The 22,327-nt window shown below is 71.0% G+C and carries 20 protein-coding genes and 2 pseudogenes; 10 read left to right on the top strand and 12 right to left on the bottom strand.

What is annotated here, in order from left to right:
- Positions 1-5 precede the first annotated feature (5 nt).
- Both trxA and OH804_RS28205 read left to right on the top strand, forming a co-directional pair.
- Positions 6-329 carry a thioredoxin gene (gene trxA / locus OH804_RS28210; protein ID WP_030331849.1) on the top strand — a complete coding sequence of 108 codons (324 nt, stop codon included), beginning with the start codon at positions 6-8 and terminating at the stop codon, positions 327-329.
- Between the two features lie 170 nt (positions 330-499).
- Entirely contained in the window at positions 500-1,663 is a 1,164-nt protein-coding gene (locus OH804_RS28205) for an N-acetylmuramoyl-L-alanine amidase (protein ID WP_406060577.1), read from the top strand.
- A 14-nt stretch (positions 1,664-1,677) separates the two neighbouring features.
- Here the strand turns inward: OH804_RS28205 and OH804_RS28200 are convergent, their stop codons facing one another.
- A complete protein-coding gene (locus OH804_RS28200) occupies positions 1,678-2,343 on the bottom strand; it encodes a GNAT family N-acetyltransferase (protein WP_196920360.1) in 666 nt (221 codons plus the stop codon).
- A 295-nt stretch (positions 2,344-2,638) separates the two neighbouring features.
- Between OH804_RS28200 and OH804_RS28195 the strand changes: the two genes are divergently transcribed.
- Both OH804_RS28195 and OH804_RS28190 read left to right on the top strand, forming a co-directional pair.
- Positions 2,639-3,952: a PLP-dependent aminotransferase family protein gene (locus OH804_RS28195; RefSeq protein ID WP_406060575.1), complete on the top strand. Its 1,314-nt coding sequence runs from the start codon at positions 2,639-2,641 to the stop codon at positions 3,950-3,952.
- Between the two features lie 7 nt (positions 3,953-3,959).
- Positions 3,960-4,961: a D-alanine--D-alanine ligase gene (locus OH804_RS28190; protein WP_196920362.1), complete on the top strand. Its 1,002-nt coding sequence runs from the start codon at positions 3,960-3,962 to the stop codon at positions 4,959-4,961.
- A 676-nt stretch (positions 4,962-5,637) separates the two neighbouring features.
- On the opposite strand, the pseudogene OH804_RS28185 reads toward OH804_RS28190, so the two are convergent.
- The 9 genes and pseudogenes from OH804_RS28185 to rpmH form a co-directional block, all read right to left on the bottom strand.
- Positions 5,638-6,040, bottom strand: a pseudogene (locus OH804_RS28185) (hypothetical protein); the annotation flags it as partial.
- Positions 6,041-7,431: 1,391 nt separating this feature from the next.
- Positions 7,432-8,301 (bottom strand): annotated as a pseudogene (locus OH804_RS28180) (ParB/RepB/Spo0J family partition protein); the annotation flags it as partial.
- 174 nt (positions 8,302-8,475) lie between these two features.
- Positions 8,476-9,564, bottom strand: coding sequence for a ParA family protein (locus OH804_RS28175; protein WP_372432949.1), 1,089 nt, complete (start codon positions 9,562-9,564; stop codon positions 8,476-8,478).
- Positions 9,565-10,057: 493 nt separating this feature from the next.
- Positions 10,058-10,765, bottom strand: coding sequence for a 16S rRNA (guanine(527)-N(7))-methyltransferase RsmG (gene rsmG / locus OH804_RS28170; protein WP_231393245.1), 708 nt, complete (start codon positions 10,763-10,765; stop codon positions 10,058-10,060).
- A 151-nt stretch (positions 10,766-10,916) separates the two neighbouring features.
- Entirely contained in the window at positions 10,917-11,534 is a 618-nt protein-coding gene (locus tag OH804_RS28165) for a protein jag (RefSeq protein ID WP_406060572.1), read from the bottom strand.
- Positions 11,535-11,746: 212 nt separating this feature from the next.
- A complete protein-coding gene (yidC, locus tag OH804_RS28160) occupies positions 11,747-12,736 on the bottom strand; it encodes a membrane protein insertase YidC (protein ID WP_196924709.1) in 990 nt (329 codons plus the stop codon).
- A 2-nt stretch (positions 12,737-12,738) separates the two neighbouring features.
- Positions 12,739-13,035 carry a membrane protein insertion efficiency factor YidD gene (gene yidD / locus OH804_RS28155; RefSeq protein ID WP_091396555.1) on the bottom strand — a complete coding sequence of 99 codons (297 nt, stop codon included), beginning with the start codon at positions 13,033-13,035 and terminating at the stop codon, positions 12,739-12,741.
- Entirely contained in the window at positions 13,032-13,448 is a 417-nt protein-coding gene (gene rnpA / locus OH804_RS28150; protein WP_406060570.1) for a ribonuclease P protein component, read from the bottom strand. The genes yidD and rnpA overlap by 4 nt, the downstream gene beginning before the upstream one ends.
- Positions 13,449-13,482: 34 nt before the next feature.
- On the bottom strand, positions 13,483-13,620 hold the full coding sequence (gene rpmH, locus OH804_RS28145) for a 50S ribosomal protein L34 (RefSeq protein ID WP_007453904.1): 138 nt from the start codon (positions 13,618-13,620) through the stop codon (positions 13,483-13,485).
- Between the two features lie 128 nt (positions 13,621-13,748).
- Between rpmH and dnaA the strand changes: the two genes are divergently transcribed.
- The 5 genes from dnaA (at position 13,749) to OH804_RS28120 (ending at position 20,643) form a co-directional block, all read left to right on the top strand.
- Positions 13,749-16,076: a chromosomal replication initiator protein DnaA gene (gene dnaA, locus OH804_RS28140; RefSeq protein ID WP_406060568.1), complete on the top strand. Its 2,328-nt coding sequence runs from the start codon at positions 13,749-13,751 to the stop codon at positions 16,074-16,076.
- 776 nt (positions 16,077-16,852) lie between these two features.
- Positions 16,853-17,986 (top strand): DNA polymerase III subunit beta, encoded by a 1,134-nt coding sequence (gene dnaN, locus OH804_RS28135; protein ID WP_196920367.1) that lies wholly within the window; start codon positions 16,853-16,855, stop codon positions 17,984-17,986.
- A 39-nt stretch (positions 17,987-18,025) separates the two neighbouring features.
- Entirely contained in the window at positions 18,026-18,898 is an 873-nt protein-coding gene (gnd, locus tag OH804_RS28130) for a phosphogluconate dehydrogenase (NAD(+)-dependent, decarboxylating) (RefSeq protein ID WP_196920368.1), read from the top strand.
- A gap of 16 nt (positions 18,899-18,914) precedes the next feature.
- Positions 18,915-20,048 carry a DNA replication/repair protein RecF gene (recF, locus tag OH804_RS28125; protein WP_196920369.1) on the top strand — a complete coding sequence of 378 codons (1,134 nt, stop codon included), beginning with the start codon at positions 18,915-18,917 and terminating at the stop codon, positions 20,046-20,048.
- Positions 20,038-20,643 carry a DUF721 domain-containing protein gene (locus OH804_RS28120; protein ID WP_406060565.1) on the top strand — a complete coding sequence of 202 codons (606 nt, stop codon included), beginning with the start codon at positions 20,038-20,040 and terminating at the stop codon, positions 20,641-20,643. The genes recF and OH804_RS28120 overlap by 11 nt, the downstream gene beginning before the upstream one ends.
- Before the next feature lie 9 nt (positions 20,644-20,652).
- Here OH804_RS28120 and OH804_RS28115 read toward each other — a convergent pair whose 3' ends face one another.
- Complete coding sequence (locus OH804_RS28115) at positions 20,653-20,880, bottom strand: hypothetical protein (protein WP_091396532.1); 228 nt, start codon at positions 20,878-20,880, stop codon at positions 20,653-20,655.
- 126 nt (positions 20,881-21,006) lie between these two features.
- Between OH804_RS28115 and OH804_RS28110 the strand changes: the two genes are divergently transcribed.
- Positions 21,007-21,495 carry a MarR family winged helix-turn-helix transcriptional regulator gene (locus tag OH804_RS28110; RefSeq protein WP_196920371.1) on the top strand — a complete coding sequence of 163 codons (489 nt, stop codon included), beginning with the start codon at positions 21,007-21,009 and terminating at the stop codon, positions 21,493-21,495.
- Here OH804_RS28110 and OH804_RS28105 read toward each other — a convergent pair.
- The gene (locus OH804_RS28105) at positions 21,480-22,034 is read right to left on the bottom strand and encodes a hypothetical protein (RefSeq protein ID WP_196920372.1); all 555 of its coding nucleotides are present in this window, start codon (positions 22,032-22,034) and stop codon (positions 21,480-21,482) included. The two genes, OH804_RS28110 and OH804_RS28105, sit on opposite strands and share 16 nt — an antisense overlap.
- Positions 22,035-22,327: the final 293 nt, after the last annotated feature.

The following is a 22,327-nucleotide window of genomic DNA, read 5'->3' as shown; positions in this document are numbered from 1 at the left end:
GCATAGTGGGAACAACCAAGGCGGTCACCGACAAGAGCTTCGTCGCTGACGTGCTGCAGGCCGACAAGCCGGTGCTGGTGGACTTCTGGGCGGAGTGGTGCGGTCCGTGCCGCAAGGTGTCGCCGCTGCTCGAGGAGATCGCCCGCGAGATGGGTGACCAGGTCACCATCGTCAAGCTCAACATCGACGAGAACCCGGAGACCGCTCGGGCCTACCGGGTCATGTCGGTGCCGACGCTCACCGTCTTCAAGAACGGCCAGCCGGTGCAGTCGATCGCCGGTGCCAAGCCGAAGGGCGAGCTGGTCCGGCTCATCGAATCGGCCCTCTGACCAGCAGAAACATCAACCGAACCCCGTACCCGCTCGCCGGGTGCGGGGTTCGGTGTCTTCCCGGCCGTACCGTGACGGATTTCTTGGCCCCAGCCACCTCACCGCCCCGGAGCGCATAGCCTCAAGCCTGGGCCGCCCGGCCAGCCAGCGTCGTGCAGAGGGGGTCGTGCGTGCGTCCGATCCGACCCGGTGACCGGGGACCCGCGGTCACGGAGATCCGTACCATCCTGACCGGCCTTGAGCTGCTCGCGGCCGCCGGCCCACAGACCGACGAGTTCGACCTGGGCACCGAGCGGGCGGTCCGCGCGTTCCAGCAGTCGCGAGGGCTCAGCGTGGACGGCCGGGTCGGAGCGGAGACCTGGCGCGCCCTGGACGCCGCCCGCTGGCGGCTCGGCGCCCGCACCCTCTACCACGGGGTCCCCGAACCGCTCACCGGCGAGGACGTCCGCTCACTGCAGGAGCGACTGCTGGAGATGGGGTACGACGTGGGCCGCGCGGACGCCATCTACGGTGTCCGGACGTCGCGGGCGGTGGCCCAGTTCCAGCGCGAGGTCGGGCTCACCCCTGACGGATCCTGCGGCCCACACACGATGAACGCGCTCCGCCGGATCGGCCGCAAGGTGGTCGGTGGCCGCCCGCAGTGGCTCCGCGAATCCGACGCGATCCGGCAGTCCGGGCCGGCGCTGGTCGGCAAGACGGTCGTCATCGACCCGGGGCACGGGGGCACCGACCCCGGGATGGTGGTGCCCGACGGCTCGCTGCGCTGGACGGAAGCGGACCTGGTGCACGACCTGGCCAGCCGGCTGGAGGGGCGACTAGCCGCCACCGGGGTGCGGGTGCAGCTCACCCGGGGCCCGTCGCCTGACAGTTGCCTGCCGGACACCGACCGGGCCCTGCTCGCCAACTCGCTCGGCGCCGACGTGTTCATCTCGCTGCACCTGGACGGCCACGCCAACCCGGAAGCGGAGGGCGTCGCTACCTACCACTACGGCACCGACAACGGGGTGACCTCGGCGACCGGTGAACGCCTGGCCGGGCTGGTACAGCGGGAGATCGTCGCCCGCACCGGGCTGCGGGACTGCCGTACCCACGCCAAGACGTGGGAGCTGCTGCGACTGACGCGGATGCCCGCCGTCCGGGTCGAGGTCGGCTATCTCACCTCGCCGACCGACCGTGCCCACCTCGTCGACCCCCGGTTTCGGGACCGGGTGGTGGAGGCGATCGTGGCCGCGGTGCAGCGGATGTACTACCCGATCGAGCGGGACGTCCCGACCGGATCGCTCGACGTCAGCGAACTGCGTGCCGTGGTGACCGCCGGCACCGTCGTGGACTGATCCGCCGCCGAGCGTCAGCCGTTGGTGGAGCGGGTGGCCGGGGCCGGACGGACCGGCCGGAGCAGGGTCTCCGGGCTCATCGACCCGAGCAGCTTCTCCAACGCGTACTCGACGTCGGACTTCCAGCTCAGCGCCGTCCGCAGCTCAAGGCGCAGCCGGGGGAAACGCGGGTGCGGACGGACGGTCTTGAAGCCCACGGAGAGGAAGAAGTCGACAGGGGCCACGCAACCGCCGGCCGGATCGTCGGCGTCGCCGAACTTGGCGTCGCCGAACGCCTCGATGGCCTTGATCCCGCGCTTGGTCAGGTCCCGGGCGACACCCTGCACCAGCATCCGGCCCAGCCCGCCGCCAGAGAACGCGGCAACCACGTTGGCGGTCATCAACAGGGCCGCGTCGGCGGAGACCGGTGAGGTCGGGAACGCCATCGAACGGGGCACGTAGGCGGGCGGGGCGTACATCACGAAGCCGGCCGGCATGCCGTCGACGTACGCGAGTTTGCCGCAGGAGCCCCACTCCAGCAGCGTCTGGGAGACCCACGCCTCCTTCTCCAGGCCCGGATCGCCGGCGGCGCAGGCCCGGTCCGCGGAGACCGGATCGAGCTCCCAGTAGACGCACTGCCGGCACGGGCTCGGGAGATCTTCCAACGTGTCGAGGGTCAGGCTGACCAGACGTCGCGACATATGGCGCATCCCCACAATAGGCTCGGTGGTGAGACCGGCATGGAACGACAGCGCCGCCTTCCTGCCCCCGACGAGCGATCGTACGCCGCCGATCGGCGATACGGGAGGGGACGCGCAGATGCCCACCCCAGTGGGGGACGGCGGGGACGGTCCGCCATGTGGTCGATCTGCCTCGGCACGGCCGCAGCACGTCCCTGGCGGACTAGGATCGACAATCGGTGTGCCTGCGGCCATGGTCAGCGGTGTGCGGGGTACCCGGGGCGGGAACCACCCGAGCAGCGATCGAGGTGAGGTCATGACCGGCACGACACTCGACGACTACACCGACCGGTACGCCCGGCGGGTACGCGGGATGACCGCCTCCGAGATTCGAGCATTGTTCGCGGTGGCCAGTCGTCCGGAGGTCGTCTCGCTCGCCGGTGGCGCACCGTACATCGCCGCCCTCCCGCTGGACGCGGTCGGCGAGATGCTGGGCCGGCTCGGCTCCGAGCACGGCGCGACCACCCTTCAGTACGGCATCGGTCAGGGCACCCTCGAGCTGCGCGAGCGGATCTGCGAGGTGATGTCGCTCTCCGGCATCGACGCCGCGTGCGGGGCCTCCCCGGAGGACGTCGTGGTCACGGTGGGCGGGCAGCAGGCACTGGACCTGGTGGCCCGGCTCTTCCTCGACCCGGGTGACGTGGTGCTCGCCGAGGGGCCGACGTACGTCGGTGCGCTCGGAGTGTTTCAGGCCGCCCAGGCGCAGGTCGTCCACGTACCGATGGACGAGGACGGGCTGATCCCGGAGGCGCTGGAGACGGCCATCGCCGATCTGGCCCGCGCGGGTCAGCGGGTGAAGTTCCTCTACACGATCCCCACCTACCAGAACCCGACCGGTGTGACGCTCAGCGAGGAGCGCCGGGAGCGTGTGCTCGACATCTGCGAGCGCGCCGGCCTGCTCGTCGTCGAGGACGACCCGTACGGTCAGCTGGGGTTCGAGGGTGAGGCCCCGGCCCCACTGCGGGCCCGCCGCCGGGATGGCGTCTTCTACCTCAGCACGTTCTCCAAGACCTTCGCCCCCGGTCTGCGGGTCGGCTGGATCCTGGCGCCGCACGCGGTCCGCGACAAGCTGGTCATCGCCAGCGAGGCGCAGATCCTCTGCCCCAGCGGCTTCGCCCAGGCCGCGGTGGCCACCTATCTCGGCACGATGCCCTGGCGGCAGCAGCTCAAGGTCTATCGCGAGGTCTACCGGGAACGCCGGGACGCCCTGCTCGACGCGATGGCCGACCTGATGCCCGAGGGCACCAACTGGACCACCCCGGCCGGCGGTCTCTTCGTGTGGGCCACCCTGCCCGACGGGCTCGACTCGAAGGCCATGATGCCGCGAGCGGTCGCCGCCCGGGTCGCCTACGTCCCCGGCACGGGTTTCTACGCCGACGGCACCGGCACCGGCGCCATGCGGCTCAACTTCAGCTTCCCGCCGCCGGAGCGGATCCGCGAGGGCGTCCGCCGACTCGCCGGTGTCATGGAGCAGGAGATCGCGATGCGCCGGGTCTTCGGCGCCGTGGGTGGCGCCGCCGGTCGACGGGGCCGGGCCGGCTCCGACGTGCCCGGGCCCGACTTGGCATGATGCCGGCATGGCTACGACCGCCGAGCACCTCCTCGTGACCGATTCCGCCATCTCGGCCGACCTCCGCGTCGTGGTGCTCGCGGGTGGGCTCTCCTATGAACGGGACGTGTCGCTGCGCTCCGGTCGTCGGGTGCTCGACGCGCTGCGCGCCGTCGGTGTGGAAGCCGAGCTGCGAGACGCGGACGTGGCCCTGCTGCCGGCGCTCGCGGCCGACCCGCCGGACGCGGTGGTGATCGCGCTGCACGGCGCGACCGGTGAGGACGGCTCACTGCGCGGGGTGCTGGATCTGTGCGACATCCCGTACGTGGGCTGCGACGCCCGGGCCTCCCGGGTCGCCTGGGACAAGCCCTCGGCCAAGGCGGTGCTCCGAGAGGCCGGCATCCCCACCCCGGACTGGGTGGCGCTTCCGCACGACCGTTTCTCCGAGCTTGGCGCGGTCGCCGTCCTGGACCGGATCGTCGACCGCCTGGGCGTACCCCTGATGGTCAAGCCGGCGCAGGGCGGGTCCGGGCTGGGCGGGGCGGTGGTCCGGGACGCCTCCGCGCTGCCCGCCGCGATGGTCGGCTGCTTCGCCTACTACTCCACGGCGCTGGTGGAGCGGTACGTGCCGGGGATGGACGTGGCGGTCTCCGTCGTCGACCTCGGCGACGGCCCGCAGGCGCTGCCGCCGGTGGAGATCGTGCCGCGCAACGGCGTGTACGACTACGCGGCCCGCTACACGGCAGGGCGGACCACCTGGCACGCACCGGCCCGGCTGGCCCCGGAGGTGGCTGCCACAGTCGCGGACGTCGCCCTCGCCGCGCACACCGCACTCGGTCTACGGGACCTCTCGCGCGTCGACGTGATCGTGGACGCGGACGGCCAGCCCCACGTGCTGGAGGTCAACGTCTCGCCAGGCATGACGGAGACGTCACTGCTGCCGCTCGCCGTGCAGGCGGCCGGGTTGGACTTCGGCCGACTCCTCGGCACCCTGGTCGGCCGCGCAGCAGCCCGCCTCACCAAGCACTGACCTACCCGCCACCCCGTTCGGTCGAGCGCCCCGCCTGCGGATCGGCCATGAGGTCGGTCCCGTAGGGCAACCTCATGGCCGGTTCCGGATCAGTGGCTGGCGCGTACGTCGGGTGCGTCGTTGCCGTTGGTACGAACCACCGCGTCCGGACTGCCCTCGACGCCGCTCTCGGCGATGGTCTTGCTGGCGGCCGCACCGGAGGCGCCCCCGTTAGTGGGGACTGTCGCAGCCGGGTTGCCGGGACCGGCCTGGTCGCCGCTTCCGCTCGCCGGGCCGTCGGTGGGCCGCGTCTCCGCCGGGCCGACCTGAGATCCGCCGGACGGCGTCTGCGTCCTGGCGGCGTTGCCTGACGCTGGCTCGGTGGAGTTCCCGGCGGTGGACGCCGCGGTGCCGGACGCAGGGATGCCGGGCGGGTTGGTGGCGGATGCCGTTCGAGCGGGTTCAGTCGCCGGACCGGTGACCGTGGCGGCCCGAGCGGGTGCAGCCGTCCGGTCGGTGACGGTGGTCGCCGTCGAGCCGTCGCCGGCCCCCGGGTCCACGACCGGTTCGGCCGGAGGCGCGCTGTCCGCATCCGTCGAATCGGGGGTGGAGTCGAGCGCGGGTTCCGGGATCTCCTCTGCCGCCTCGATGACCGAGACCGCCTCCACCCCGGCCGCTGCCGCTGAGGCGGCCTCCGCCGCGGCAGCATCCGCGGCAGCGGACTGGGCCAGCAGACTGGACGGCGCCTGCCACTGAATGCGGGGCGGCTCGGCGAGCGGACGGCCACCGAACTCGGCCAGCCAGGCGGCGACCAGCGCCAGATTTTCCCGCCACTGCGCCTCGGAGATCGGCGGCAGGATGGAGTCCCACAGGGACAGGAACGTGCCCCGCAGCTGAAGGCGGCCGTACGGGCGGGCGAGGAACCACATGTGCAGATGCGCTGAGCCGTCGCCCCAGCGATTGACGTGCACCCGTGCCACGCCGTCGAGCGACCGGATAGCCCGCTCCAGACGTACGGTCATCACCCCTAACTCGGCAGCCAGCAGGTTGGGCAGGTCGCCAAGGTCGAGGTGGGTCCGCGATTCCAGGATGAGCACCATGGGCAGGCCGGTGGGCCGGTCCATGGCGCGGACCCGCCACCGCTCGCCCACCCAGATGTAGGCGTCGTCGGGTGCGTTGCAGGCGGTGCATTCCCGGAGACCCTCGCCCTTCCGGGGCGGTTCGACCGGGACCGGATCATCGAGTTGCTTCACGTGGAGGTCACCCTCGAAGGGAAATGACGGCCACTGGGTGAAGTCCGGGACTGAGGGAGGGGTGTCGTGCACGACGCTGACCCTAACCGAGTCTGGCACCGCTGTCCCTACCTGTTTGAGCGGTCCCGGGCCACCGGATCGGTGCCCGCTCGCCGACCGGGCCCGCGTGGTCGCGCGGGCACCGAGAGGCGATATCCACAGGCTGCCGAGATCCTCAACACACCCCGTCATCCACAGGCTCACACCCGCTCCCACGCGCTGTTTCACGTGAAACGGGGGGTGCCTGTGGACAACCGGTGTGGATAACTTTTCGGCCGGTCGGTCGTTGTCCGCGAACCGCCAAATCGGCGGAATCGGTGGCTACCGAGGCCGACAGTGGACGGGTGCGCCGCGATCGCTCCGGATGCCACCGGAACCCACGGGCGGCCCCGACGCTCATCGGCTCAACGGGGGCGCCTCGCATTGACAGCTTGTCCATTCGAGGAGTTGCGCCAGCGACGACCCTCGTCCACTCGCAGGACGCCCGGAGGGCATCAGCTCTGACCCTCGGCTCAGGCACCCGGGCGCCCGTGCCGCTCGGAGCGTCCGTCGGGGACGCCAGATCGAACCGCAGTGCCGGTCGTCGCCGTTTGAGACGACGCGACGACCCCGTCGGACCGTTCACTCAGATCAGGGATTCGATCGGCACCAGCCGGGGCGGGGCCTCTGTTTCACGTGAAACAGAGTGCGCAGGGCACGCCATCACGCCTGGCCGCTCGCGGCTCGACTGACTCGCGCCGGGAGTCGCTGACGCGGGATGCGACGAGCCGACCGACCGCGACCAAAGATCCGACCCGCCGGGGATAACCACGGAGACCCGTTACGGCCACTCAGCGGCTCGCTGACGCTTCGAGCGACGCGAGGGGTGGTTGTGGTCGAGTGGACCATGCCGGGGCCTTCTGTGACGCGTGTAGAGCCAACCCGACCGATCGCCTGGCACTGCCGCCCCCCGCCCGCCGCCCGTGCTTGCGGACGCGCAGGGTCAGAGCGAGCCGTCCGCCACATACATCCGGCGTCCTCATCCCTGCGGTCGCGGTGACGCTGAGCGGGCTGAGCGAGCTGAGGGCGGCGACTGCCGGTCGGGCACGCCGATCCACCGCGGGGCGGCCGTCGGCTGTTTCACGTGAAACGCGACGACCCCGGGATGCAGAACGGCCGCGCCCCCGGTGGGTAGCGCGGCCGTAGGCGAGCGGGCGGGCTCAGTCCTCCCCGCTCTCCTCCTGCTGCACTCCGATGATCCCGACGATCCGCTCCAGGTCGTCCACCGTCGCGAACTCGATTGTGATTTTGCCCTTGCTGCGGCCGATGTCGACCTTCACCCGGGTGTCGAACCGGTCGGACAGCCGATCGGCGAGATCGGTCAGGGCCGGCGCGTGCGCCTTGGGTCGCCGCTTCGCGGCCTGACCCTTCGCCGGGCCGTCGTTCAGTGCCAAGGCCACGATCTCCTCGGTCGCCCGAACCGACAGTCCTTCGGCCACGATCCGCAGGGCCAGCTGTTCCTGCGCCTCGGCCTCGTCGAGGCTCAGCAGAGCGCGGGCGTGCCCCGCCGACAGGATGCCGGCGGCAACCCGGCGCTGCACCTGTGCGGGCAGGTTCAGCAGTCGGATCGTGTTGGAGATCTGCGGACGACTCCGGCCGATCCGGCGGGCCAACTCCTCGTGGGTGGCGCCGAACTCCTCCAGCAGTTGCTGGTAGGCGGCGGCCTCTTCCAGCGGGTTCAGGTTCGCCCGGTGGATGTTCTCCAGCAGGGCATCGCGGAGCATGGCGTCGTCACGGGTGTCCCGGACGATCGCCGGGATGCTCTCCCGCCCCACCGCCTGGGCGGCCCGCCAGCGCCGCTCGCCCATCACCAGTTCGTACTTCTCGTCGTCGAGCTGCCGAACGACGATGGGCTGGAGGAAGCCGACCTCCTGGATCGAGGTCTTCAGCTCCTCCAGCGCATCCTCGTCGAAGACCTGGCGGGGCTGCTTCGGGTTGGGCATGATCGCGTCGACCGGGATCTCGGCGAATCGCGCACCGGGCACAGGGCTGAGCACAGGCTCCGGCTCGCGGACCGGCGCTCCGGCGGGTACTGCGTCGACGGCGACGGTTCCCGCGTCGTCCGTCTGCTCGTACTCCGGCTCGGCCGTCGCGGTGCCAGCGGCACCCGGCGCCGGCCCGGTCGGGATCAGCGCCCCCAGGCCCCTACCCAGACCGCCCCGAGGACGGTTCTTCATGCCACGCCTCCCAGCGACTTGTCCGCACTACGCATTCCGGCCCACCGGCTCCTTGACGCCCCGCTCGGCGATCTCCTGGGCGGCCTCGAAGTAACTCGTGGCGCCCCGCGAACCGGGATCGTAGGTCATCACCGACTGGCCGTAGCTCGGTGCCTCGGACACCCGAACGTTGCGGGGGATGACCGCCTGGAGAACCTTGTCGCCGAAGTGGTTCCGGACGTCCTGCTCGACGGCGTCGGCCAACCGGGTGCGACGGTCGTACATGGTCAGCAGGATGGTGGAGACGTCGAGCTTCGGGTTGAGGTGCTGGCGTACCAGGTTGATGTTGTTGATCAGCTGGTTGAGCCCCTCCAGCGCGTAGTACTCGCACTGGATCGGGATCAGCACCTCCTGCGCGGCAACCAGAGCATTGACCGTGAGCAGGCCGAGCGAGGGCGGGCAGTCGATGAAGACGTAGTCGAACTCGCCCGGGTAGGCGGCGATCGCCCGGTCCAGGCGGGACTCCCGGGCCACCACCGACACCAGCTCGATCTCCGCGCCGGCCAGGTCGATGGTCGCGGGTACGCACCAGAGGTTGGGGATGCCCTCGACCGCCTGTGCCACCTCGGCCAGCGGCACGCTGTTGATCAGGCAGTCGTACACGTCGGGGATTCCGGTGTGGTGTGGGACGTTGAGCCCGGTCGAGGCGTTGCCCTGCGGGTCGAGGTCGACCACGAGCACCCGGTTGCCGTGCAGGGCGAGCGCCACCGCAAGGTTGACGGTGGTGGTGGTCTTACCCACGCCACCCTTTTGGTTGGCGACGCACATGACCCGGGTCCGGTCCGGCCGAGGCATGGTCACCTCGCCACTGGGATTCAGGATCTGCACGGCGCGCATCGCCTCCATAGCCAACGGTGGGTCATCCTCTTCGCGCGTCGGGGTTTCACGTGAAACGTACGTGGGGTCGGCCGCCACGGCAGCCAACGACTCGGTCGAAGCGACCGGCGCGTCGGCGACCACCGGCGCGGCGTCCCGAACGACAGCCGCAGTGGGTTGGTGCGGGACGGCCGGCTCGAAACGAACCGCCGCGGCGGTGTTGCGGCGACCCGGGGCCGCCCGCACCTCGGCGGCGTTCACCGGTCGACTCGACGCCTCCGGCGCGCGACGACCACTCGCCGGCTCCGGAATGGCCGAGCCCTCCGGCCGCCCGGCGCCCGACGGCGGGTCGAGCGCTGCCGGCGGATCGCTGTCGGTAGGTCGGGTCGATGGCCCGGTCGCGCCGGGCGACCAGCTCGGGTAGTCGGTTTCACGTGAAACGGGATCGCTGGTCGACCCGGTCACGCGTGGATCGTCGTACCTGCCGTCGTCATGCACCTGTCATCCCTGCCCGCTTCGGATGGTCGGTCCGCGCCCCGGTCAACTTGGCCGCATCCACGCCCGCAACCCGGAGCGTACGGCCCACGGGAGCGGTCGGAGACCCGCGACGTCCGTCACCCGCTTCACACTATCGACGCGCGGTCAGCCTACGGCGGACGGGCGCGGCCGGTCCACGTCGGGTTCTCATCCCCTCGTCCATCCGTACCGGTACAACGAGGCAACCCGCCGGCCGGAAGCCCGATGGCGCGAAGTGTCACCCTCGGCGGGAGCGTCCGCCCCGGGCGCGCTTCTTGGCCGCCGGACGCGGGCCGACCATCCGCTCGCGCACGATCTCCACCACGGTGGTGGGCGGGTCGATCACGCCGACGCCGCAGAGGTGCACGCCCGGCTGCCCGCCGCCGAGTCGCGCCACCACCTCGGCGTGCTCCTCGATCTCGGCTGCAGCGGACGAGCCCTTGAGTGCCAGCAGGCGACCACCGCGAACCGCCAACGGGAGGCTCCAGCCGGCGAGCCGATCCAGGGGCGCGACCGCGCGTGCGGTCACCACGTCCCCACTGATCGGCTCCCGGCCGCTCGAACCGCTGGCGGCCTCGTCGGCCCGGCCACGGAACACCCGGACCGACTTGGCCAGGCCGAGTCGCTCGACGACCTCGATCAGGAACGACGTCCGTCGGGCGAGCGGCTCGATCAGGGTGACAGTGAGGTCGGGGCGGGCGATGGCCAGGACGAGACCCGGCAGACCGGCGCCGGAGCCGACGTCCAGCACCGTCGCGCCGGCCGGGATCCGCTCGGCGACCGCAGCACAGTTGAGCAGGTGCCGATCCCAGATGCGGGGTGCCTCCCGGGGGCCGATCAGGCCGCGGACCACGCCGTCGGTGGCCAGCAGTTCGGCGTACGCGGCGGCCAGGTCGAGACGGTCACCAAAGAGGGTGAGCGCGGCCGGAGCCAGCTCGGGCGGCAACGCCGCGTCGGCCGGTGACGGGGCGGTGTCGGGCCCGGTCGATCCGCCGTCGGCGTCGGACGAGGTAGCGGGGCGGACAGCGGACGGCCCGGGCGGCGTGCCGCCCGGGCCGGTCACGGCGTCGGCCGTGATGTCGTCGTGGGTCACCCGGTCAGTCCGCCGGCCGTACGACGATGCGCCGGTTCGGCTCGACACCCTCGGACTCGCTCGCCACACCGGACATGGCGTTGACCACGTCGTGCACGCACTTGCGCTCGAACGCGGACATCGCCTCCAGGCGGACCGGCTCGCCGTACTCCTTGACCTTCTCGACGGCGTTCTTGGCGACCGCGGCGAGTTCCTTGCGGCGGTTCGCCCGGTAGCCACCGACGTCGAGCAGCAGGCGGCTCGGCGTACCGGTCTGCCGGAAGACGGCGAGGCGGGTCAGCTCCTGGAGCGCCTCCAGGGTGGCCCCGCGCTGGCCGACCAGGTTCTGCAGTCGCTCGCCGACCACCTCGACCATCGGGCGGCCGGCGGCGACCAGCTCGTCGATGTCGCCGTCGTAGTCGAGGATGTCGAGCAGGCCCTCGACGTAGTCGGCGGCGATCTCGCTCTGCCGGAACAGATCGCCCTCGCCCACAGCCTTCTTCGACCGGGTGCCAGCGGCGGTGTCGGTGTCGTCGTCCGCCTCGGTGTCGTCGGCTTCGGTGTCGTCGCCGTCCACCGCGAGCGTGGCGGTCTCCTCCTCGTCCAGGGACTGCTCGGCGCGGGGGATGCTGGTCTCGGTCACGGTCTCATCTCCGTACTCGCTCGGCCGGACCGTCGGGTCCGACTGGTTTCCCGGGGCCGGCGGGAGGTCGCCGGTGCCCACAGGCACGTCTGTACGGGCAGTGTCGCCCGTGGCCGCGCGGTGCGCGGTCGGTTCCGCCCGGCGCCGGCCATACGGCGGCTGCGCGGTGCGGAACGGGCCGCCGCCGGTGATCCGACGGCGGCCCTCGCGGGTCAGCCCTGCCGCTTGGCGGGGCGGCTCTTCTTCGGGTTGTTCATCGGCTTGGCGCCCGGCTTCGGGCCGGCCACCTTCGGCGCGGTCGCCTTTACCGGCGCCGGCGGGGCCGCCTTGCCACGACCGAACAGGCCGCCGGACTTGGCGGGCTGCACCGGGTTGCGGGGGCCGGCGGGGGCCACGGCCTTCTTGGCGGTCACCGGCGGCGGGAACTTCCGCAGCACCCACTGCTGTTGGCCGAGGGTGAAGAGGTTGTTGGTGACCCAGTAGATGATGACGCCGATCGGGAAGATCGCGCCGGAGATCAGCAGCGACGCGGGGATGCCGTAGAGCATCAGTCGCTGGATCATCCGCTGCTGCGGGTCCTCGGCCCAGCCGGTCTTGAGGATCATCTGACGGCTGGTCAGGTAGGTGGTCGCGATCATGACCAGCACCAGGACACCAGCAATGATCTTCACGGTGCTGCCGTTGGCGCCGAGGCTGGCCAGCTCGTCGGCAGTGGAGCCGAACTTGCCGGCGATCGGGGCGGTGAAGAGCTTCGCCTGCGAGGCGCTCTGGAACTGGTCGGCGGTCCAGCCGTAGAGGGTCTGGTTCTTCTTGTCCGGGTCGAGCCGGCGCAGCACGTGGAAGAGGCCCAGGAAGACCGGGATCTGAAGGAACATCGGAAGGCAACCCATCAGCGGGTTGGCCTTCTCCTTCTTGTAGAGCTCCATCATTTCTTTCTGGAGCGTCTCCCGGTCACCCTTGTGCTTCTCCTGAAGCTCCTTGACCTTGGGCTGGAGCGCCTGCATCGCCCGCTGCGACTTGATCTGCTTGACGAAGACCGGGAACAGGATCACCCGGACGGTGACCACCAGGAAGATGATGGACAGGATCCAGGCGAAGTTGGTGCCGATCACCGCGCCGACGGGCACCCCGATGGCGTCCCAGGCAGAGTGCCAGGTCAGCAGGATCCACGAAATCGCGTAGTAGATCCAGTCGAGACTCAGACTCAATTCGGGGCTCCAGTCACATCAGCACGACGGCGGCCGCCCGGCTCCGGCACCGGGTCATATCCACCAGGGTGAAAGGGGTGGCAGCGCAACAACCGCCGGGCCGCCAGCACGGCTCCCCGGAGCGCGCCGTGCCGAACGACCGCCTCCTGGGCGTACGCACTGCACGACGGGTAGAACCGACAGCGAGCCGGCAGTGCCGGACTTATCCACCGACGGTACGCGATGATGGGCGCGATCAGCACCTTGGCACCGGTTGTCGACGGGCGTGGGCTGCTCTGCTCGGTGCCGCTCATCGGGACCGCCGCTCGCGGGGCGACCGGGCGACCGCGATGGCGGCGTCCAGGTCGGCGGCGAGCCGAGGGTACGACGCCTGCGCCGCGGCGGGGAGCGCCCGGACGACCAGGGTGCTGCCGGCGGGCAGGGCGGTCAACCGTTCCCGGACCAGCGCCCGCAGTCGGCGCCGGACCCGGTTACGGGTCACCGCGTTGCCGACCGCCTTGGACACGACGAAGCCGGCACGGGACGGTACGGACGACTGCTCCGCACTGTTGTCCCGTACCGGCTCCGGCAAGGTCGGTGTGTCGGGGTCGACGGTCACCGGCACGGCCAGATGGACCACGACGGCGCCACGTCCGGCGCGTCGGCCACCGCGAACCGCTGCGGCGAAGTCAGTGCTGCGCCGCAGTCGCTGCGCGGCGGCCAGCACGACTGCCCACGTCCCCTGGACCGGCCCGGTCGGCTCAGGCCGACAGGGTGGTGCGACCCTTGGCGCGACGGCTCGACAGGATGGCACGGCCGGCACGGGTGCGCATGCGCAGCCGGAAGCCGTGGGTCTTCGCGCGCCGGCGGTTGTTCGGCTGGTAGGTGCGCTTGCTCACGTCAGGCTCTCCGTTTTCGTACGCGCCCCGCGCGACGGGATCGCCGGGGTCGTGTGGTGGTCCAGGCCACCTCGACGGTGGCCCACGATCGGTGCTGTCCGGCGGAGCGGGACCTCGACGACGCGGGGATGCGACCGCGGACAGCAAGCACCCATCACCCTAGCAGAGGGCGAGAAAGCAGCCGTTCCAGCCTACGCAGGGGGGCAATGACCGTCAAACACCCCGAGCAGGGGACAACGGGACGCGCCCAAGGCCGGAGGGCGGTTTTCGCTGATGCCGACAAGGGCGCCGCCGCGTCGCCGGTTGATGGCGCAGGGACAACGCTGTTACCGTGCCCGATTGCGGTGAGCGTCGGAAGCTCCGGTCGTCGCGCAGGCAAGACCGGACAAGGCAGTGAATCGTTCGGCACGGTGAACCCGCTTCAGCGCCCGATCAGGCAGGGGGCAGGTCCCACCCGCGGCCGGCGGCGGCCACAATCGGTCGGTACACAGGCTGTGGATAACTTGTGGATGACCACCGGTCGACCGTCCGGGTGGGTGTTGTTCCACCCGCGAACGCGGCGGGCCCGGGACGGCCGGCTGGCAGACAGCGGCGGCCGGGAGCAGAAGCGAGGGGGTGGCACGACGGTGGCCGGTACGACCGACCTTGCCGCAGTGTGGTTAGCGGCGACCGACGAGCTCGCCGACGAGATCATCTCCGCGCAGCAGCGTGCCTACCTCCGACTGACCCGGCTGCGGGCGATCGTCGAGGACACCGCACTGCTCTCCGTTCCGGACGCGTTCACCCGCGACGTGATCGAGTCACGCCTGCGCCCGGCGATCACCGAGGCGCTCACCCGCCGACTCGGCCGACCGATCCAGGTCGCGGTCACCGTCCGGGTGGCCGAGGACGCCACCGGCCGACCGGCCGGCACCGTCTACCGCAGCGCCCCGGAGCCCGCGCCGCTCGACATCGACGGCCCGGGCGTCGCGCCCTTCGACGACGACCAGGGTGCTCGGCCGTCGGCCGACGCGGTGATCCCCGAGCAGTCACCCGCGCCGCGTACGCCCGATCCGGGTCCGCCGCCCGCGCCGGCGGGACCACCGCTCGCGCCGTCCGTCGACGGGCATCGCTCGGGGCTGATCCCCGCCAGCAGGGACGGGCAGGAGGCGTTGTTCAGCACGGCCTTCGCAGAGCCCATGCGGTCGCCCCGACCGGGCCCGGACCGGCGCGGTTACGACGAGCAGGCCGCCCGCCTGGACCCGCCCGGCCCGGACACCCGGCCCTACGAGCCCCGCTACCGGGACGACTCGGCGTCCCCGCGCGACCAGCACGTGATCCGCTCGCTCCCCCGGGACAGCGGAACGGACAGCGGCCCGGGTCGCAGCGCTGTGGACCATCGGCCCGGTGGCCGCGACGACCGCCGGCTGCCCGGTGCCGACACCGGCGGCAACCGGCTCAACCCGAAGTACATGTTTGAGACGTTCGTCATCGGGTCGTCCAACCGCTTCGCCCACGCCGCGAGCGTGGCGGTGGCGGAGTCGCCGGCCAAGGCGTACAACCCGCTGTTCATCTACGGGCACTCCGGGCTGGGCAAGACGCACCTGTTGCACGCCATCGGGCACTACGCCACGACGCTCGGCAACGCCCGCTCGGTCCGGTACGTCTCGACCGAGGAATTCACGAACGACTTCATCAACTCGCTCCGGGACGACAAGACCAGCGCGTTCCAGCGGCGCTACCGCGACGTCGACATCCTGTTGATCGACGACATCCAGTTCCTGGAGAACCGCGAGCGCACCCAGGAGGAGTTCTTCCACACCTTCAACACCCTGCACAACGCCAACAAGCAGATCGTGATCACCTCGGACCGGTCGCCGCGCCAGTTGGCCACCCTGGAGGACCGGATGCGAACCCGGTTCGAGTGGGGGCTGCTGGCCGACATCCAGCCACCGGATCTGGAGACCCGGATCGCGATCCTGCAGAAGAAGGCCGCGCAGGAGCGGATGTACGCCCCGCCGGACGTGTTGGAGTTCATCGCCTCCCGGGTGTCGAACTCGATCCGGGAGCTGGAGGGCGCGCTGATCCGGGTGACCGCGTTCGCCAGCCTGACCCGGTCGACGGTCGAGCTGTCGCTGGCCGAGGAGGTGCTTCGGGACTTCATGCCCGACGGTGCCGGCCCGGAGATCAACGCCGACCAGATCATGGCGTCGACCGCTGACTACTTCGGGGTGAGCCTGGAGGACCTGCGGGGGCAGTCCAGGTCCCGGGTGCTGGTCAACGCCCGCCAGGTGGCCATGTACCTCTGTCGGGAGTTGACTGAGCTGTCGCTGCCCCGGATCGGGCAGGCGTTCGGCGGCCGGGACCACACCACAGTGATGCACGCTGACCGCAAGATTCGTCAGCAGATGGCGGAGCGCCGCTCGCTGTACAACCAGATCGCCGAGCTGACCAACCGGATCAAGCAGAACAGCTGAGGCGTACGACCGCCGTACGGCGGCGCACAGCCACAGGACACGCCCGGCCGGATCTCCGGTCGGGCGTTCTTTTTGGGTCAGTCAGCTGGACTCTCGACATGGTGGAGACCACAGCATTGAGGCCGTGACCGCCTCGATCCCCACTCGTTGTCCACAGCTCGTTATCCACCGTCGGTGGGTAACTACGGTCCGTCCTCCGCCAGTTACCCACAGGCTGTGGAGAAACCCTGTGTACGAGGCTGTGGACGCCTGGGGACGACGGTCGGGTTATCCACCGATCATCATCAACCTGTGTACGGGCTGTTGAAGGTTCTGGGGATGACGGCAATGGTGATCTTCCCCGCGATCCACAGGCTTGGGGAGAAAGTCGGTGGATTACCGGTGGACAACCGGTGGACAACGGTGGACAACCGGCCGCCGTCGGCGGGCTGTGGACACACAAGCCGGTTGTACCCCCGGTTCTCCACAGCTAAATCACCGGTGGATAACCTGTCTGACCTGCGCAGACCTCGGTTTTCCACAGTTTGCACAGGTGCGATGAAGACGATGAGTTATCTCTTCTAAGAGAACAAAAACCAATCATCACCGTTGGGCTTTCTGTGGATCGGGCCGAACGCTGTCGGATCAGCCGGTCAGCATCGACACGATCCATGGGGTCGGGCGCACAGCCGATACCCCCGCGCCCTAAGGTGCGATGGGTACCCGCACGGTCGGGCGGGACGGTAGGCAGCGGTCGGCATGAGAGAGTTGTCGCTGACGTCGACGCGGAGGCATTGATGAAGTTCCGAGTGGAGCGCGACGCGCTCGCCGAGGCTGTGGCGTGGACCGCGAAAAGCCTGCCCAACCGGCCATCTGTACCGGTGCTCGCCGGGGTGATGCTGCGCGTCACCGACGGCAACCTGCGGGTCTCCGGGTTCGACTACGAGGTCTCCAGTCAGGTGACCGTCGAGGTGCAGGGCGACGCCGACGGCGCCGCGCTCGTCTCCGGCCGCCTGCTCGCCGAGATCACCAAGGCGTTGCCGGCCAAGCCGGTCGACATCGCCGCGGTCGGCGCGCACCTCGAGCTGGTCTGTGGCAGCGCCCGGTTCACCCTGCCCACCATGCCGGTGGAGGATTACCCCGCGCTGCCCGAGATGCCGCAGAGCGCCGGCACTGTCGACGCCGCCGCGTTCGCCACCGCCGTGTCCCAGGTGGCCATCGCGGCCGGTCGCGACGAGACGCTGCCGATGATGACCGGTGTCCGGGTCGAGCTGTCCGGCGACACGCTGTCGATGCTCGCCACCGACCGTTACCGGCTGGCGCTGCGTGAGATCCAGTGGCGGCCGGACGACCCCGAGGTGAGCATCAACGCCCTGGTGCCGGCCCGCACCCTGAACGACACCGCCAAGGCCCTCGGCCCGCTGGGCGGCGAGGTCACCCTCGCCCTCGCCCAGGGCGCTGCGGGCGAGGGCATGGTCGGCCTCGCCGGCGGCACCCGCCGCACCACCAGCCGCCTGCTCGACGGCGCCAACTACCCGCCGGTGCGGTCACTCTTCCCGGCCACCCACAACGCCGCGGCCCGGGTGCCGGTCAGCACGCTGATCGAGGTGGTCAAGCGGGTCGCGCTGGTCGCCGAACGGACCACCCCGGTGCTGCTCAGCTTCAGCGCCGACGGCCTGGTGGTCGAGGCCGGCGGTTCCGAGGAGGCGCGGGCCAGCGAGGCGATGGAGGCCACCTTCACCGGTGACCCACTGACCATCGGCTTCAACCCGCAGTACCTCATCGACGGTCTGGCAAACCTGGGCGCCCAGACGGCCGTGCTTTCCTTCGTCGACGCCTTCAAGCCCGCGGTGATCTCTCCCGCCGGCGAGGATGGCGAGGTCATTCCGGGGTACCGGTACCTCATCATGCCGATCCGCGTCTCGCGCTGATCGCGCCCAGCAACACCAGATCCACGGAGGTAGAAACACATGCAGCTCGGCCTGGTAGGACTCGGCCGTATGGGCGGCAACATGCGGGAGCGGTTGCGTTCGGCCGGGCACGAGGTGGTCGGCTTCGACCACAACGCGCAGATCAGCGACGTCACGACCCTTGCCGGCCTGGCGGAGAAGCTTGAGTCGCCGCGCGCGGTCTGGGTCATGGTGCCCGCCGGTGTCACCGACGCCACCATCGACGAACTCGCCGAGGTGCTCGGCGAAGGCGACATCATCATCGACGGCGGCAACTCGCGCTTCAGCGACGACGCCCCCCGTGCCGAACGGCTCAACCAGCGGGGCATCGGCTACATGGACGTCGGGGTCTCCGGCGGCGTCTGGGGCCGGCAGAACGGCTACGGGCTGATGGTCGGTGGCTCCCAGGAGCACGTGGACCGCCTGATGCCGATCTTCAACGCGCTCAAGCCCGAGGGCGAGTTCGGCTTCGTGCACGCCGGCCCGGTCGGTGCCGGGCACTACTCGAAGATGGTGCACAACGGCATCGAGTACGGCCTGATGCACGCCTACGCCGAGGGCTACGAGCTGATGGCGGCCTCGGAGCTGGTGACCAACGTGCCGGGCGTCATCAAGTCCTGGCGGGAGGGCACCGTCGTCCGTTCCTGGCTGCTCGACCTACTGGACCGGGCGCTCGACGAGGACCCGGAGCTGGCCGACCTGAGCGGCTACACGGAGGACACCGGCGAGGGTCGGTGGACGGTCGACGAGGCGGTCCGGCTGGCCGTGCCGCTGAACGTCATCACCGCTTCGCTGTTCGCCCGGTTCGCCTCGCGGCAGGACGACTCACCCGCCATGAAGGCCGTCTCCGCGCTGCGTCAGCAGTTCGGTGGCCACGCCGTCCACAAGCGCTGAGCGGTATCCACAACCTGTGTACGTTCACCGGCTGGAACTGGTCGACTTCCGCTCGTACGAGCGGGTGGCCGTCGACCTCCAACCGGGGGCGAACGTCCTGATCGGCGCCAACGGCGTCGGCAAGACCAACCTCGTCGAGGCGCTGGGCTACGTGGCGACCCTGGACTCACACCGAGTCGCCACCGACGCCCCTCTGGTCCGGATGGGCGCCACGTCCGCGGTGATCCGCTGCGCGGTGGTGCACGACGGCCGCGAGCTCCTGGTCGAGCTGGAGATCGTGCCCGGCAAGGCCAACCGGGCCCGGCTGGGCCGCTCACCGGCGCGGCGGGCCCGGGACGTGCTCGGGGCGCTCCGGCTGGTGCTCTTCGCCCCGGAGGATCTCGAGCTGGTCCGGGGCGACCCGGCCGAACGACGCCGCTACCTGGACGACCTGCTGGTCAACCGGCAGCCCCGGTACGCGGGCGTGCGGGCCGACTACGAGCGGGTCGTCAAGCAGCGCAACGCCCTGCTGCGCACCGCGTACCTGGCCCGCAAGACCGGTGGGTCCCGGGGTGGCGACCTCGGCACCCTCGCGGTCTGGGACACCCACCTGGCCCAGCACGGCGCGGAGCTGCTCGCCGGGCGGCTGGAGCTGGTGGCCGCACTCACCCCGCACGTGGCCAAGGCGTACGACGCGGTGGCCGCCGGTCGGGGTGCGGCGGGCATCACCTACCGGCCCTCGATCGAGCTGGCCGAGCCGACCACCGACCGGGCCGTGCTTGCCGAGGCGCTGACGGCGGCCCTGGCCGCGTCCCGCTCCGCCGAGATCGAGCGGGGCACCACCCTGGTCGGCCCACACCGCGACGAGTTGGCCCTGAGCCTCGGCCCGCTGCCCGCCAAGGGGTATGCGAGCCACGGCGAGTCGTGGTCGTTCGCGCTCGCGTTGCGGCTGGCCGGGTACGACCTGTTGCGCGCCGACGGCATCGAGCCGGTGCTGGTGCTCGACGACGTCTTCGCGGAGTTGGACACCGGCCGCCGGGAGCGGTTGGCGGAGCTGGTCGGCGGGGCGAGTCAGCTGCTGGTGACCTGTGCGGTGGACGATGACGTGCCGGCCGCTCTGCGCGGCACCCGCTACCAGGTCGGCGAAGGGACGGTACGCCGTGTCGGATAAGCCAGGCACCGATCGGCCAGCGGCAGGCGAGGCCCCGGCTGCGCGTACTCCGAAGTCGGAGTCGGCGGGCGGTGAGCCGGCGGCGGCCGCCAGCGGGCCGGAGTTGGCCCGGGCGGTGCTCGACGCGGCGCTGTCCCGACGGCAGGCGGCGGCCCGCGCCCGGCGTACTCCCGGCAGTGGCGACGCTGCCGCCGGGTCGGGGCGACGGTTGCGCGGCTACTCCGGCCCCGGTCCGGACCCGCGCGATCCGCAGCCGCTCGGCGCCGTGCTGAACCGGCTGGTGAAGGCGCGTGGCTGGCAGCAGCCAGCGGCCGAGGCAACCGTGTTCGGCGCCTGGGAGCGGGTCGTTGGCGCTGAGGTCGCGCAGAACAGCCGCCCGGTGAAGTTGGAGAACGGCGAGCTGACAGTGGAGGCGCGCTCGACCGCCTGGGCCACCCAGCTGCGGCTGCTCGCCGGCTCGCTGCTCAAGCAGATCGCCAGCGAGGTCGGTCACAACGTGGTGCGCAAGCTGCACATCCACGGCCCGGCCGCGCCCTCCTGGGGGAAGGGCCCACGTCGGGTCCGTGGTCGGGGCCCCCGCGACACGTACGGCTGAGCCGGCCGTTCAGCCGCGCCGGTCGGCCTCGCGGGCTGCCCGCTTGCGCTCCCGCTGCTCCCGGGTGAACCGCTTGCGCTCGGCCAGGTCGCGTTTCCACGCCTCGCGGGCCTCGGCCGAGCCGCCCTGCACCGCGCCCTGCACACCCTCGGCCGGGCCGGCGAGGTGCCGGAAGGCCCACCGCATCAGTCGGCCGCCCTCGCCCGGGGCCCTGGTGATCGCGCCGTCCTCGCTCATCTGCCGCCCTCTTCCCCGCGTCGCCTCGCTGGTTCTCGCCCGTCGCCCCGAGCAGACCGTTGGGACACCAATGGTTGGTGTACCAATGATCGGTACGATAGTCACCGTGCGGAGAGAGGGCAACCGATGAGCGAACGACCGGACGGCGTCGACCCGCTGGCCCTGGAGCAGCAGGTCTGCTTCGCCCTCTCGGTCGCCGCGCGCAGCGTGGTGGCCGTCTACCGGCCGCTGCTGGAGCCGATGGGGCTGACCCACCCGCAGTACCTGGTGATGTTGGCGCTCTGGCAGCACGCGCCGCTGTCCGGCCGCGACCTCAGCCGACTGCTCCAGCTCGACCCGGGCACGCTGTCACCCCTGCTCAAACGGCTTGAGGCGGCCGGCTACCTGCGCCGGGAACGCGACCCGAGCGACGAGCGCAGCCTCGCCGTCACCCTCACCACCAGCGGTGCCGCGCTGCGGAGTCAGGCCGAGCTGATCCCGGCCGCGATCGTGCAGCGGCTCGGGCTGCCCGTCGAGGACCTGCAACACCTGCACGCGGTGCTCACGCAGCTGATCTCGGCAGCCAACCGGCCGGCCGCCCCGGAGACCGACCCGGCGGCTCAGGCGTCGGCGTAGACGGCGAACCCGCGCTCGGCGCAGCGCCGGTAGAACGCGGCCAGCACGCCCAGCTCGGCGCAGGTGAAGTTCCACTGCGGCGGGTCGCCGCGCTCGTCGCGCAGAGCGTCGAGCCGGCTCTCCAGCCAGCGCAGCTGCTGCTCGGCCAACCGACCGTCGCCGAGGAGGGAGCGCAGCACGGTGCTCACCGACTCGAAGGTGACAGCCTCGCCGTTCGCGCGGTGCGCGGCCACGAACCGCTCGATGCCGCTGGCGATCCAGGAGCAGCCGTCCGGGTCGATCACCGGGTCCTCATCCTCGGCGGCGGCGTCTGTGGCGTACAACACACCTTCGAGGCCGAGCAGGAGATCCACCAACTCGGTGTACGCGGTCGCCCGGATGGTGCCGGTCTTCGCGATCAGCTCGGCCAGCGCCGCCGTCGGCGCGGAGATGCGCGGCAGGTCGACGATCTCGCCGAAGTCGACGAACTCGGCCGGCGCGACCGGATCGTAGAAGCGGCCGGTCCGCGGCCAGTGCACCGCGACGTTGTCCAGCCCCATCTGTCACCTCTTAAAGAGCACGTGTCGGGTCGATCGGGTCGATCGTCCCGGTTCCAACCGGTAAAGATCAAGGCTGGTTCCGGGGCGCCGCAAACGTACGGCACTGACGCTTCGGCCGCGACCCCCGACCCGCCCGACCGCGGGTCAACCCGTTCCGGGGCGGCGCGTGCGATGGGGGCTTGGCGTGTGGGGGGAGTCGTGGGCGGCGGGGTTCTGCCGGCTATGGACTTCTCAGCCGCCTCTCTGAGGGTGCCGAGTGGTGGTTCTGTCCCCCGCGCACAGTAGGATTGACA

The organism is Micromonospora sp. NBC_00860, from assembly GCF_045207375.1.
Classification (GTDB): Bacteria; Actinomycetota; Actinomycetes; order Mycobacteriales; family Micromonosporaceae; genus Micromonospora; species Micromonospora vinacea.
The sequence above is the reverse complement of the archived record's forward strand: the minus strand, read 5'-3'. Positions and strand labels throughout refer to the sequence as shown.